The organism is Arcticibacter svalbardensis MN12-7 (assembly GCF_000403135.1).
In the GTDB taxonomy this organism is placed as follows: Bacteria; Bacteroidota; Bacteroidia; order Sphingobacteriales; family Sphingobacteriaceae; genus Arcticibacter; species Arcticibacter svalbardensis.
In genome coordinates this window covers 106,820-119,652 of sequence record NZ_AQPN01000043.1, presented here as the reverse complement: position 1 = coordinate 119,652, position 12,833 = coordinate 106,820, and the positions used below count along the sequence as shown (strand labels likewise).

Here is a 12,833-nt window from a genome sequence, read left to right as displayed (position 1 = left end):
ACAAAATCTATCATGAAAAACATAATACCTCTGTTGTGCCTCAATATACTGCTTCTTTCCTGTACATCTCCATCGGAAAAGAGTACAAGTGGCGATTCTTTAAGTGCTTCGGATATGGCTGCTGCTACCCGGCAAACGGAAGTGGATACGAATGTAAATGACCTGGGAACAAACCGTAATGCCGGGGAGTCTCCTCAGGGCGCTTATGAAAAAGGTGCTCAGCTAATCAAGTCGTCCGATTGTTTAAGCTGTCACCAGGAGAAAGCCAAATTGGTGGGTCCATCTTATGTTGATGTGGCTAAAAAATACAAACCAACGGATGACAATATTAACCTGCTTGCTGGTAAAATTATCAAAGGTGGAAGTGGAGTATGGGGTGATGTGCCTATGACACCTCATCCTGCAGTCAGTGATCAGGATGCTCATGAAATGGTAAAATATATACTCTCTCTAAATCAATAGAATCTATGAAAAAAGTATTTCTAACAATTTCAACCCTATTTATTATTGTGGGAATAACAGCTTTTAATAAACCGGATGATGCAGAGAACGCTTCACAAGTATCATCTCCAACTGCGGCTCCCTGGAAAATATTATTTGATGGCCAATCTACCAAGGGTTGGCACTCGTATGGCCAAACTACAACAGGTGCTGCCTGGAAAGTGGAAGATGGGGCAATCCATTTGGATGCTGCTGCAAAGGCGGCAGGTGTCGCGGGTGGCGATTTGGTTACTGATCAAGAGTACAAAGACTTCGATCTGATGCTGGAATGGAAAATATCAGCAAACGGAAACAGTGGAATTATCTTTTATGTACACGATGATAAGGCAAAATACCCTGATACGTATAATACTGGGCTGGAAATGCAGGTTTTAGATAACGATGGTCATCCTGATGGCAAAATTCCAAAACATCGGGCAGGTGACTTGTATGACTTGATCTCCAGTAATACAGAACCCGTTAAAGCTGTTGGAGAATGGAACAAAGCAGAAATTGTAAGTAGAAAAGGCAAGCTTGAGTTATTTCTGAATGGTACAAAGGTGGTAACCACAACTTTGTGGGATGCCAACTGGAAGAAATTGGTTGCAGGAAGTAAGTTTGCTTCTATGCCTGATTTTTCGATATACAAATCAGGTAAGATCGCCTTACAAGACCATGGAAACGAGGTTTGGTATCGTAATATTAAAATTAAAGAACTTTAATTATAAATAATGACATCGTCCAACCGCATTAAACTATCCACCATGATGTTCCTGGAGTTCTTTATCTGGGGCGCATGGTTTGTTACTTTAGGAACATTTCTGGTCAAGGATTTAAACGCATCAGGCACTCAAACCAGCCTGGCCTATCTAACCCAATCCATAGGAGCCATCATTGCGCCTTTTATTATAGGACTTATTGCTGACCGTTATTTTTCGGCTCAAAAGATCCTGGGCGTGCTGCATATTGCAGGTAGTATTTTGTTGTGGGTAGCCTCATCAGCTGTAGGCTTCGATGGCTTTTTCCCCATCATCGTCGTGTATATGATTGTTTATATGCCTACCCTGGCACTTGTCAATTCTGTATCCTTCCGACAAATGGCTAATCCTGCGAAGGAATTTCCCCCTATTCGTGTATTAGGTACTATTGGTTGGATCGTTGCAGGAGTTATAATAGGGTATTTAAATTGGGAACAGGCCAATCAGCTATCTCTTACCTTCAAAATGGCTTCCGGAGCTTCAGCAATTCTAGGTGTACTTAGTTTCTTTTTACCTGCCACACCTCCTGTAAAAAGATCAGGTAAAGTAACTGTTAATGAGGTTTTGGGACTGGATGCTTTGCGGTTGTTAAAGAATAAGTCCTATTTGCTTTTCTTTCTCTCCTCAATAGCGATATGTATTCCCCTTGCTTTTTACTACAACTTCACCAACCTCTATTTAAATGAAGCTGGCATGAAATCGGCCGCAGCTATTCAAGCATTGGGACAAGTATCCGAAACGGTATTTATGCTTTTAATTCCTGTATTTTTTTTAAAGCTTGGAGTGAAAAAAATGCTGGCTATTGGTATGCTCGCATGGGTATTACGCTACCTGTTCTTCTCCTTTGGAAACGTAGATGCCAATTACTGGATGCTGATTATGGGAATTGTGCTGCATGGGGTATGTTATGATTTCTTTTTCGTTACCGGACAAATTTATACCGATGCTCTTGCCGGAGAACGTTTTAAAAGTGCCGCACAGGGTATTATCACTTTAGCCACTTACGGGGTGGGTATGATGATTGGCTCTTTAGTATCAGGTCCGGTTGTGGATGCTTATATCACATCCGAAGGTCACGACTGGCACATCATCTGGCTAATTCCAGCGGCTATAGCGGCAGTTGTGATGCTTCTTTTTATTATTTATTTTAAAGACAATAATAAGCAGCCCCAAGGGATTCATGAAAGTATAAATGAACAACGATGAATAGCACCAGAAGAGCAGTAATTAAAACACTTCTTGCAGGCACTGCCGCAATCTCAACATCCTCCATGACAGCTTCATATACAGCATCAGAAACAAAATTCCCTTATAAACTAAAAGGGAATATTAACCATTCCGTTTGTCGCTGGTGTTTTAATGATATGTCGGTTGAAGAGTTATGTCAGGTAGCCAGTAGTTTAGGAATGAAAGCGATTGATCTGGTAGGTCCTAAAGACTGGCCGACCCTTAAAAAGTATAACCTGTATTCCTCCATGTGTAATGGTGCGGAAATCAACCTTACGGATGGATGGAATACCCCGGCATATCATCCTGTGCTTATTAAAAACTATATGGAAATGATTCCCCTTGTGGCAAAGGCAGGGTATAAAAATCTGATCTGTTTTAGTGGAAGTAGAAGAGGGATGGATGATGAAACCGGACTTAAGAACTCTGTTGATGGATTAAAAAAGGTAATGGCTCTTGCAGAAAAACAAGGTGTGGTACTGGTTATGGAATTACTAAACAGTAAAGTAAATCACAAGGATTATCAGTGCGACCGTACATCATGGGGCGTAGAGCTAGCAAAAAGAATAGATTCAGACAATTTCAAATTGCTGTATGATATCTACCATATGCAGATCAATGAGGGAGATGTGATCCGTACCATTCGCGATAATCATGCTTTTATTGCCCATTACCATACGGCAGGGGTTCCTGGAAGGAATGAAATTGACGACACGCAGGAATTGCACTATCCCGCAATAATAAAAGCGATTAAAGAAACGGGTTTTGAAGGTTATGTGGCTCAGGAATTTATTCCTCTCCAGCCAGATAAAGTGGCCTCATTACGTAAAGCCCTCGAAATTTGTGATGTGTAAAAATACATGATATGACTAGCAGACGATCTTTTATTCAACAAACAGCTATGGCAGCAGCAGGCACTCTAATTTTGCCACATTTATCTTGTATGGCTTTACCTTCAACTAAGAAGGTAGGGCTTCAATTATATACATTAAGGGACGAACTTCCTAAAGATCCGCGGAAAGTGATCGCTCAAGTGGCAGCAGCTGGTTACAAAGAGGTGGAACTATTTGGGTATGCGGATAATAAGTTCTGGGGCTTATCTCCTCAGGAATTACAACAGGTACTCAAATCAAATGAACTACATGCCATAAGCGGCCACTACGATTTTACAGAGTTTCTTGGCCCTGATGGAAAAATGGACAAACTAAATAGTTATATAGAGGCTGCGACAATACTGAAACATCAGTACCTGGTGGTTCCTTATTTAGCTGACAACTTACGTCAAACTGCTGATGATTATAGAAAATTAGCTGATAAATTTAACCAGGCAGCAGCAATATGTAAAAAAGCAGGCCTCCAATTTGGTTATCACAATCATGCCTTTGAATTCCAAGATTTAAATGGTGTTATTGGTTATGAGACCCTTCTAAAAGAGACTGATCCTGATTTGGTAAAATTTGAAATGGACCTGTATTGGGTGGTAAAAGCCGGCAAAGATCCGGTTGAAATGTTTAAAGAATATCCGGGCAAATTTTCAATGTGGCATGTGAAAGATATGGATAAAACTGATTCCACAAAGAACACGGAAATAGGCAATGGCTCTATAGACTACAAAAAAATATTTGCATCAGCAAAATTAGCGGGGCTAGAACATTGTATTGTCGAGCAGGAAAATTTTGCTATAGATCCTTTCGTTAGTATAAAAGAAAGTGCAACTTATACTACTAAAGTTTTAATTCCAGAGTTAGGGTAAAATTGAAGGTGCTGTCATTCTTTTTAGCAGTATCTGTTGTTATATCAATATTATCTCTTATTATTGAGTAAAAATAACTTTTTATGTCCGAAAATCAGAAACATACCTATATTCAGATTCATCCCATTGATAATGTACTTGTTGCACTTACGGATCTTAAAGCAGGTACTGGTATAGAATTTAATGGTGTACAGTTTAATTTAGTTAGTGATGTTGCGGCTAAACATAAATTTACATTAAGAGCTCTGGAAGAAGGTGACCCCATCTTTATGTATGGTGTCCTTGTTGGAAAAGCTTGTCTTTCATTACCTCAGGGGATCTCCTTAACCGTTCATAATATTAAACATGCCTCCGAAAGCTTTGCATTAGGGAAACGTAAAACGGAATGGACAATACCTGATACCTCACGCTTCGAAAATGCCACTTTCATGGGATATCATCGCGAAGATGGATCTGTAGGAACCGCTAATTATTGGTTAATCATCCCTCTGGTGTTTTGTGAAAACAGAAACGTAAATATGATTAAGGAGGCACTTACAGAAAAGCTGGGATTTAAAAAGCCCAGGGGATATGAATCTGAAGTGGATAGCCTCCTCTCTATGTATCAAACCGGCAAGACGGTAGAGGAAATCTTGCAGGCTGATTTGCAAAAGTCGCCTCATGAACTTGGTTCAGGAAAAATCTTTTCTAATATCGACGGAATAAAATACCTCAGCCATGATCTGGGTTGCGGAGGAACACGAACAGATTCAGATGCGTTGTGCGGACTTCTTGCTGGTTATATTACTCATCCCAATGTTGCAGGGGCCACAATATTAAGTCTGGGTTGTCAGCATGCCCAGGCGAGTATCTTAAAAGCCGAAATAGATAAGCGGGATGCCTCATTTAGCAAACCGCTTTATATCCTGGAACAGCAGCAGATTGGTACGGAAGAAAAGATGCTTCAGCTAGCCTTGAAGCAAACTTTTACCGGTTTAATGCAGGCCAATAAAGCGGTACGTAGTCCTGCTCCACTCTCTAAATTAGTGGTAGGTCTTGAATGTGGTGGTTCCGATGGTTTTTCTGGAATTTCGGCTAACCCTGCGCTTGGCACTTTATCCGATATTTTAGTGAGCCTTGGAGGCAGTGTTATCTTGGCAGAGTTCCCGGAACTATGCGGTGTCGAGCAGGAAATGAGTGACCGCTGCACAGATGAAACCCTGGCAAATAAATTCATGCAACTGATGCGCACCTATAACGCAAGGGCTGAGGCTGATGGCTCTGGCTTTTTTGCAAACCCTTCTCCTGGAAATATTAAGGATGGCTTAATTACAGATGCGATTAAATCTGCGGGCGCAGCTAAAAAGGGTGGAACTTCACCTGTTACAGACGTACTTGATTATCCGGAGAAAGTCACACGGAAGGGTCTTAACCTCCTTTGTACTCCCGGTAGTGATGTGGAAAGTACTACTGCGGAAGTTGGATCAGGTGCCAATATCGTGTTATTTACAACCGGACTGGGTACTCCAACTGGCAATCCCATAACACCGGTTATTAAAATAGCAACTAACACGAACTTGTATAACCGTATGTCCGATATTATTGATATCAACTGCGGAACGATTATAGATGGTGAGGAAAATACAAAACAATCTGCGGAAAGAATTCTTGACTATGTTATTCAAGTGGCAAGCGGAAATATTCAGCCTAAAGCAGTTGGTTTAGGACAGGACGATTTTATTCCGTGGAAAAGAGGGGTTTCATTATAAATAAAAACAAAAAATGTTTAGTTTAAAAAATAAGCACGCCGTAATTACTGGAGGCGGCAGTGGCATTGGTAAGGCAATTGCCCTATTATTTGCCAGGCAAGGTGCATTTGTTCATATCATAGAACTCAATGAGCTGGCTGGAAAGTTAGCTGTTGAAGAAATAGAGCAGGCCGGTGGTCAGGCTAAGTCTTATTCTCTGAATGTATCAAACCAACAGGATGTTATAGAAACATTTTCTGCTATCGGTCAGATCGATATCCTGGTAAATAACGCGGGGATCGCACATGTGGGGAATGTAGAAAAATGTACAGAAGCTGATTTCAACCGCGTTTTTGAGGTCAATGTCAAAGGAGCTTACAATTGTATTTTCGCTGTCATACCTCTTATGAAAAAGAACAACGGAGGGTGCATGCTACACATGGCATCCATCGCATCTGCTGTAGGCATAGCGGACCGGTTTGCTTATTCAATGAGTAAAGGTGCCATTCATGCGATGAGTATGTCTGTTGCCCGCGATTATTTAAATGATCATATCAGAAGTAATACTGTATCCCCTGCTCGTATTCATACCCCATTTGTTGATGGCTTTATCTCTAAAAACTACGCTGGAAAAGAAGAGGAAATTTTTGAAAAACTTTCCAAAAGTCAACCTATTGGTAGAATGGGAAAGCCGGAGGAAGTAGCTAGTCTGGCTTTATACTTATGTTCAGATGAAGCTGGATTTGTGACCGGAAATGATTATCCTATTGACGGTGGATTTATAAAATTAAACAACTAAAAGCATGAAATTAATACGTTACGGAATAGCCGGACAGGAGAAGACCGGTGTAATTATAAATAGTACTTACTATGATACTTCTTCTTTTGGAGAAGATTATAATGAAGCCTTTTTTGCAAACGATGGATTGAGCCGCCTGCAGGCCTTTATAAAACAGAATGAACAAAATCTTCCTGTTGTTGCCGGTACAGAACGTTTGGGAGCTCCTGTAGCACGTCCATCTAAAATTGTTTGTGTGGGTTTAAATTATGCCGATCATGCCAAAGAAACAAATGCTACGCTGCCAGTTGAGCCTATTTTGTTTCTTAAAGCCAGCTCTTCATTCTCAGGTCCGAATGATGATATCCTGATTCCTAAAAATTCTGAAAAGACAGATTGGGAAGTCGAACTTTCTGTCATCATCGGTAAAAAAGCCTCTTATGTGGACGAAGCCGACGCAGCAGATTACGTTGCCGGTTATACTCTGCATAATGATGTATCCGAACGAGCCTTCCAGCTTGAACGTAATGGTACCTGGGATAAAGGGAAAGGTTGCGATACTTTTGCGCCTACCGGTCCTTTTATGGCCACTCCTGATGAAATAGAAGATGTCAACAATTTGCGTTTATGGCTTAAAGTAAACGGAGAAATGATGCAGGACGGCACAACAGCAAATCTCATCTTTAAAATCCCATATCTGATATCTTACATCAGCCAGTTTATGACACTGCTTCCAGGAGATATAATATCAACAGGAACTCCCGCAGGTGTAGGTCTTGGTTTCGATCCTCCTGTGTATTTAAAACCAGGCGATGTGGTAGAGTTGGGAATAGACGGCTTAGGCGTATCCCGTCAAACGCTTGTTGCATATACGTGAGAACAAAATAATAGGTAAAAAGATAGCTAACCAATTTAAATTTATTTTATGGATCTTAAACTGAAGGATAAGGTGATCATTGTTACCGGAGGTGCAAGGGGGATCGGGAAAGGAATCTCGATGGCCCTTGCACGGGAAGGTGCAATTCCTGCTATAGTAAGCCGCACCGCATCAGAAAGTATAAAAACAATTACTGAAATCGAGACATTCGGAGGCAGAGCCTTTCAAATAGAAACCGATCTAAAAGATCCGGAGGCCTGTAAAAAAGCGGTGGATGCGGTATTATCAAAATACGGGCAAATAGATGGCCTGGTGAATAATGCAGGAGAAAATGACGGTGTAGGATTAGAAAATGGAGATTTTAATCAGTTCATCTCCTCTTTGCATAAAAATCTGATCCACTATTACATGATGGCCCATTATACCCTTCCTCACCTTAAAAAGACACAGGGCTCTATACTCAATATCAGTTCAAAAACTGCCGATACAGGTCAGGGTGGTACTTCAGGTTATGCAGCAGCTAATGGAGGACGGAACGCACTAACCAGGGAATGGGCAGTAGAGTTGCTTAAATATAATATCCGTGTCAATGCTATTGTCATTGCGGAATGCTGGACGCCTTTATATGAGCGTTGGATTCAAACCGTGGATAATCCGGAAAAAGTTTTAAAACTATAGTGGCCAACATACCTCTTGGAAAACGAATGACCACACAGGACGAGATCGGCAATGCTGCCGTGGTTTTACTGTCATCCGTTTCAAGTCACACGACCGGACAAATTACCTATGTAGATGGAGGATATGTACATCTGGATAGGGCTTTAATCAATCCTTAACTCCCCCAAAATTAAATCTTAAAATATAAAAATCCCGGCTTAAATTATAAACCGGGGATTTTTATATCAGATAATCCGTATTATCCGTTCACTGCACCATCCACTTCTCCCGAAGCTTTGTTAAATTTCTCTTTAACTTTAGTTACCACTTCATCTTTGGTTTCTTTAAGCTCATCGGCCTTAACGGACAAAGAGTCTTTTGCTGTCTGCACTTTATCTTTCACATTACTTGCTAAATCTTTAGCTTTATCCGAAAGCAAACTACGTGTTTCAGATCCACTTTCCGGAGCAAACAAAATTCCAATGGCGGCACCCAATGCTACACCTGCTAACAAGGCAGCTAATACTTTTGCAGTGTCTGTGTTATCACTAAGACCACTGTGTAAATACTTTTTATAGTTCATAATAATTTAATTTTCTGTGTTTAAGTATCTAACACCTTTAATCTCATTGTGTTTAAATTTTATGAATATTTATTCCCGCTCTTTTTAAAATGCAGAAATATCTGAAAAACTCATCGAAAATGATGAACTTTGTTTACTTGATGAATAAGACCTTTAAACGGACATTTACTTATCTTCTTATAGGAGTGTTGACCACTTATGCGTTTATTTCCCAAGCTGCTGTCCAACAGGATAGTAAGGGTGGTAAACAAGAGAATAAATCCGAACAAACACAGCGGAAAGATGATTCCAAAAAACAAGTAAAGGAAGTTCCTAAATCCAGGAAACAGGATAGGCCAGAGCCTGTAAGACAACAAAAAAAGTAGTACTTTAAAACACAATACAGTGAAAGTGTTATTAGTTGAGGATGAAAAGACCCTTGCACTTGAAGTAGAGCTATTTCTTAAAAAGTCTTTTTATCTAATTGATCTTGCCCATACCGCTAAAAAAGCCCTCGAATTTCTTGATTCTAATGCCTATGATTTTGTATTGCTCGATCTTGGGCTTCCGGATATGGATGGACTGAAACTTCTATTGGAAGCAAAAAAATATAACCCTGATGCAGCCTATATTATATTGACAGCCAGAGGTAATACCGAAGACCGCATTAAAGGCCTTGACCTTGGCGCAGACGACTACCTTCCTAAACCCTTTTCCCTTCCCGAGCTGCATTCCCGCATGCAGGCAATTTCCCGAAGAAAATATGGATTAATCAATTCCGAAGTAAGCATAGGCGAATTCATGGTAGACCTTCAAAAAAGAACGATTACCCATGAGCAAACGGCCATAGAGCTTTCTAAGAAAGAGTTTGATTTGTTAAGTTATTTGCTCTTGCATAAAAATCGTCCCCTTACCAGGATGCAGTTGTGCGAACATATATGGGGTAATTTTATAGAAGATGAAAATGATTCGAATTATATAGATGCACATGTCAAAAACCTACGCAAGAAACTTGGGGCCTTTGCCAGTACGGAATGGCTGGAAACTATTCGCGGAGTAGGATACAAAATTAAAAAACAGGCGTGAAGTTAATCAACAAATTAACGTTATTTATCACCTTATCCAAGTTGGGTATCGTACTGTTATTTATTATTATCCTGCCTTTCATCGTGGAAAATATCACTTCCGATTTTACCGATTATAATTTAAAACAACAGAAGGCAGCAGTTATTAAAAACATTGAAACGAACGGCGTTGATTATTATCTTGAAGGTGAACAGAGTTATGGTGGTTATACCATGCTTAAGCAGGAATATATTTCCTTGGAACCTGTGCGATGGCTGAAAATAGATACCATAGAAACCAGCAGACGACGTGTTGAAGGAGATACACTAGTTTACCGGGTACTCAGCTATACGTTTAAAGAAAATAATAAGGCCTATTTATTAGAAGTAGGGAAAAAAGTAACCTCCATCAGTGAATACAACAGACCCTTACAGCGCATTGCTTTATATGTATTGATCAGCTTAATTGTCATATCCGTTCTCATAGACCTGTTTTATACCCGTTATCTCCTTAAACCCTTGCAGCGAATCATCAAGACGAAACTCATCAGGCAGACATTTCCCTTTACACAAGGGGCCGTTCCGGTAAAAACCAATACAACGGATTTTAAATACCTGGATAGCTCGCTGATCAGTTTAATGGATCAGGTAAGAGATGCATTTGAGAAAGAGCGTGAGTTTACGGCAAATGCCTCGCACGAACTCATGACCCCTATCAGTATCCTGAATAGTAAGATTGAAAATCTGATGATGCAAGATGAGATGAGCGATCAGACCTATGAAAAACTGGCCGAACTGATGACCACAGTAAACCGTTTAAAAAGAATAGTGAACTCCCTGTTATTAATATCAAGAATTGATAATGATCAATATTCCCGGACCGAATCAGTAACATTAAGTGTGTTGGTGAAACAGGTAATAGAAGAAATAGAAGATCGGTTTGAGGAGAAGGGGATTCAGTTAGCGATACATCTTACTGAAGATGTAGAATTTACCAACTGCAATAAAGATCTTCTGTTCCAGTTGATTTATAATCTTTTAAATAATTCTATTAAATACAATGTTCCGCAGGGATCTATCCATATATCGGATAGATACACCCCGGAGCATCGGTATCAGTTGGTTATTAGCGATACTGGTATAGGTATCTCAACAACTGACCTCCCCCTGATATTTAACCGATTTAAAAAAGTGCATGTTCAGCGGTCCTCAGGGGGATACGGTTTGGGGTTAGCAATCAGTAAAAGTATTGCCACCTACCACAATATTGATATTGAAGTTCAATCAGAAGTAAACAAGGGTACTACCTTTACCTTATATTTCCCAATTTATAAGGCAACCTGATTATTTGTGTTTACCATGTCCATTTCCATGATTTCCACCTTTATCATGACCGTTACCTCTGTCATCATGTCTGTCTCTATCATAACTTGAATGACCACCACCACGATTTACTACGTGGTAATTGTTTGATTTGGAGTATCTTTCTCTGTAATAACTATGTCTTAAATAAGGACGGGGTTCATTCACTTCAATATGTCTGACGTTATACACATTATAACTCCTGTATCTGCCTGGCAAATAAGAACTGTGAATCCATCTTCCTCCATACTCATAATAATAAGATCTTTCGGAAACATTGTAATAGGCATTCTGATCCGGCATATAATAATAAGCTGGTGTGCCTATGTTAACGTTAACTCTTACCTGCGCACTGGTTGTGCCTACTGATATTACTGTAACTAAGATGGCGAGTACTATAATGAACTTTTTCATGTTGATTTCTTTTCATCAAAGTACCAGCTCAAACATGAAATTAAGATGAATTTTTAAAAGTATTTTCTCTAATATTATTTTTTCTTTTAAACAACATACATGAACCGTAAAAATTTCATCACCTCTTTAGTAACTGCCGGAGGGATCCTCTCAACCTGTGACGCCTGGGCTGCCCCCACACTTTCAGAAATGAGAAGGGAACATAAAATACCCCCTTACTTAAAAGCAGGAGATAGTATTGGAATCACCAGTCCGGCCGGATACATCAGTTTAGAGGCCATTCATCCTTCTGTGCAGCTTATGGAAAGTTGGGGTTTCAAAGTTGTTATTGGTACCACTATAGGGAAAAAGGATTATACTTACGGAGGTACAGACGAAGAAAGGCGTCTGGATTTTCAGATGATGTTGGATAGCCCGGAAATTAAGGCCATTATGTGCGCAAGGGGTGGTTATGGTTTCGTGCGTTTCATTGATCAGATCAACTTTAAAGATTTTGTCAGGAATCCCAAATGGTTAATCGGTTTCAGCGACATTACTGTGTTGCATGCTCATGTGAACCAAAACTTTGGTATTGCTACGCTGCATTCTAAAATGTGCAACAGCTTTCCGGACGACTGGGCAAAAGCCGAACCCATCCAGATCTCAACCATTTTATCTATCAAACAGGCATTGGGAGGGGAAAAGTTAAATTATACTGCGACAGGAGCCTTGTCAAACCGATATGGGCGGGCAGAGGGACCATTGGTTGGTGGTAATTTAAGTATCATTCACACCCTCGCTGGTACTCCATCTGACCTTGACACCAGGGGCAAAATTCTATTTGTAGAAGATACTAAAGAACAACTATATAGCATTGACAGGATGTTCTGGAACCTAAAACGTACTGGTAAATTGGCCCATCTGGCAGGTTTAATCATAGGTGGCTTTAATATTAAAACTGATGCAATAGGAGAAGAGTTTGGTCAGTCCGTTTATGAAATGGTGATGGAAAAAGTAAAGGAATATACCTATCCCGTATGTTTTGATTTTCCTGTAGGACATCAACTAAATAACTTCGCCTTAAAATGCAATGTTAAGCATGAACTTATGGTTGGTCAAGGTGGTAGTACTCTCAAAGAGGTGTAAATCAATATTTTGAGGCTTGTGTTTTATTTTAATTTGCCAAAATAGCTGT

The 12,833-nt window shown here is 40.0% G+C and carries 14 protein-coding genes and 1 pseudogene; 13 read left to right on the top strand and 2 right to left on the bottom strand.

Annotated features, from left to right (window positions below; genetic code table 11):
- Nucleotides 1-12 precede the first annotated feature (12 nt).
- The 9 genes and pseudogenes from ADIARSV_RS05140 (at nucleotide 13) to ADIARSV_RS05100 (ending at nucleotide 8,436) form a co-directional block, all read left to right on the top strand.
- A complete protein-coding gene (locus tag ADIARSV_RS05140; RefSeq protein ID WP_040299115.1) occupies nucleotides 13-462 on the top strand; it encodes a c-type cytochrome in 450 nt (149 codons plus the stop codon).
- 5 nt (nucleotides 463-467) lie between these two features.
- On the top strand, nucleotides 468-1,202 hold the full coding sequence (locus ADIARSV_RS05135) for a 3-keto-disaccharide hydrolase (RefSeq protein ID WP_016194352.1): 735 nt from the start codon (nucleotides 468-470) through the stop codon (nucleotides 1,200-1,202).
- Nucleotides 1,203-1,211: 9 nt separating this feature from the next.
- Nucleotides 1,212-2,444, top strand: coding sequence for a nucleoside permease (locus tag ADIARSV_RS05130; protein WP_016194351.1), 1,233 nt, complete (start codon nucleotides 1,212-1,214; stop codon nucleotides 2,442-2,444).
- Entirely contained in the window at nucleotides 2,441-3,319 is an 879-nt protein-coding gene (locus ADIARSV_RS05125) for a hydroxypyruvate isomerase family protein (RefSeq protein ID WP_016194350.1), read from the top strand. Before ADIARSV_RS05130 ends, ADIARSV_RS05125 begins: the two co-directional genes overlap by 4 nt.
- An 11-nt stretch (nucleotides 3,320-3,330) precedes the next feature.
- Nucleotides 3,331-4,218 (top strand): sugar phosphate isomerase/epimerase family protein, encoded by an 888-nt coding sequence (locus ADIARSV_RS05120; RefSeq protein ID WP_040299114.1) that lies wholly within the window; start codon nucleotides 3,331-3,333, stop codon nucleotides 4,216-4,218.
- Nucleotides 4,219-4,301: 83 nt separating this feature from the next.
- Entirely contained in the window at nucleotides 4,302-5,966 is a 1,665-nt protein-coding gene (locus ADIARSV_RS05115) for a UxaA family hydrolase (protein WP_016194348.1), read from the top strand.
- Nucleotides 5,967-5,979: 13 nt separating this feature from the next.
- Nucleotides 5,980-6,744 (top strand): SDR family NAD(P)-dependent oxidoreductase, encoded by a 765-nt coding sequence (locus ADIARSV_RS05110; RefSeq protein WP_016194347.1) that lies wholly within the window; start codon nucleotides 5,980-5,982, stop codon nucleotides 6,742-6,744.
- A gap of 4 nt (nucleotides 6,745-6,748) precedes the next feature.
- The gene (locus ADIARSV_RS05105) at nucleotides 6,749-7,600 is read left to right on the top strand and encodes a fumarylacetoacetate hydrolase family protein (RefSeq protein WP_016194346.1); all 852 of its coding nucleotides are present in this window, start codon (nucleotides 6,749-6,751) and stop codon (nucleotides 7,598-7,600) included.
- A 48-nt stretch (nucleotides 7,601-7,648) separates the two neighbouring features.
- Nucleotides 7,649-8,436, top strand: a pseudogene (locus tag ADIARSV_RS05100) (SDR family oxidoreductase).
- 80 nt (nucleotides 8,437-8,516) lie between these two features.
- On the opposite strand, the gene ADIARSV_RS05095 reads toward ADIARSV_RS05100, so the two are convergent.
- On the bottom strand, nucleotides 8,517-8,840 hold the full coding sequence (locus ADIARSV_RS05095) for a YtxH domain-containing protein (protein WP_016194343.1): 324 nt from the start codon (nucleotides 8,838-8,840) through the stop codon (nucleotides 8,517-8,519).
- 89 nt (nucleotides 8,841-8,929) lie between these two features.
- On the opposite strand from ADIARSV_RS05095, the gene ADIARSV_RS05090 reads away from it, so the two are divergent.
- From ADIARSV_RS05090 to ADIARSV_RS05080, 3 genes are read left to right on the top strand one after another with little or no spacing between them, the layout of a single operon-like run.
- Nucleotides 8,930-9,205, top strand: coding sequence for a hypothetical protein (locus ADIARSV_RS05090; RefSeq protein ID WP_040299113.1), 276 nt, complete (start codon nucleotides 8,930-8,932; stop codon nucleotides 9,203-9,205).
- A 19-nt stretch (nucleotides 9,206-9,224) separates the two neighbouring features.
- Entirely contained in the window at nucleotides 9,225-9,905 is a 681-nt protein-coding gene (locus ADIARSV_RS05085; RefSeq protein WP_016194341.1) for a response regulator transcription factor, read from the top strand.
- Complete coding sequence (locus ADIARSV_RS05080; protein ID WP_040299112.1) at nucleotides 9,902-11,227, top strand: sensor histidine kinase; 1,326 nt, start codon at nucleotides 9,902-9,904, stop codon at nucleotides 11,225-11,227. The genes ADIARSV_RS05085 and ADIARSV_RS05080 overlap by 4 nt, the downstream gene beginning before the upstream one ends.
- Here ADIARSV_RS05080 and ADIARSV_RS05075 read toward each other — a convergent pair whose 3' ends face one another.
- The gene (locus ADIARSV_RS05075; protein WP_040299111.1) at nucleotides 11,228-11,659 is read right to left on the bottom strand and encodes a hypothetical protein; all 432 of its coding nucleotides are present in this window, start codon (nucleotides 11,657-11,659) and stop codon (nucleotides 11,228-11,230) included. It abuts the gene before it with no gap.
- 99 nt (nucleotides 11,660-11,758) lie between these two features.
- On the opposite strand from ADIARSV_RS05075, the gene ADIARSV_RS05070 reads away from it, so the two are divergent.
- Nucleotides 11,759-12,784 carry a S66 peptidase family protein gene (locus ADIARSV_RS05070; RefSeq protein WP_016194338.1) on the top strand — a complete coding sequence of 342 codons (1,026 nt, stop codon included), beginning with the start codon at nucleotides 11,759-11,761 and terminating at the stop codon, nucleotides 12,782-12,784.
- The last annotated feature ends 49 nt before the right edge of the window (nucleotides 12,785-12,833 follow it).

Excerpts from the sequence above, each read along its gene's own strand:
- ADIARSV_RS05140 (WP_040299115.1), top strand. The coding sequence starts at position 13 with ATGAAAAACATAATACCTCTGTTGTGCCTCAATATACTGCTTCTTTCC.
- ADIARSV_RS05135 (WP_016194352.1), top strand. The coding sequence starts at position 468 with ATGAAAAAAGTATTTCTAACAATTTCAACCCTATTTATTATTGTGGGA.
- ADIARSV_RS05130 (WP_016194351.1), top strand. The coding sequence starts at position 1,212 with ATGACATCGTCCAACCGCATTAAACTATCCACCATGATGTTCCTGGAG.
- ADIARSV_RS05125 (WP_016194350.1), top strand. The coding sequence starts at position 2,441 with ATGAATAGCACCAGAAGAGCAGTAATTAAAACACTTCTTGCAGGCACT.
- ADIARSV_RS05120 (WP_040299114.1), top strand. The coding sequence starts at position 3,331 with ATGACTAGCAGACGATCTTTTATTCAACAAACAGCTATGGCAGCAGCA.
- ADIARSV_RS05115 (WP_016194348.1), top strand. The coding sequence starts at position 4,302 with ATGTCCGAAAATCAGAAACATACCTATATTCAGATTCATCCCATTGAT.
- ADIARSV_RS05110 (WP_016194347.1), top strand. The coding sequence starts at position 5,980 with ATGTTTAGTTTAAAAAATAAGCACGCCGTAATTACTGGAGGCGGCAGT.
- ADIARSV_RS05105 (WP_016194346.1), top strand. The coding sequence starts at position 6,749 with ATGAAATTAATACGTTACGGAATAGCCGGACAGGAGAAGACCGGTGTA.
- ADIARSV_RS05095 (WP_016194343.1), bottom strand. The coding sequence starts at position 8,840 with ATGAACTATAAAAAGTATTTACACAGTGGTCTTAGTGATAACACAGAC.
- ADIARSV_RS05090 (WP_040299113.1), top strand. The coding sequence starts at position 8,930 with ATGCAGAAATATCTGAAAAACTCATCGAAAATGATGAACTTTGTTTAC.
- ADIARSV_RS05075 (WP_040299111.1), bottom strand. The coding sequence starts at position 11,659 with ATGAAAAAGTTCATTATAGTACTCGCCATCTTAGTTACAGTAATATCA.
- ADIARSV_RS05070 (WP_016194338.1), top strand. The coding sequence starts at position 11,759 with ATGAACCGTAAAAATTTCATCACCTCTTTAGTAACTGCCGGAGGGATC.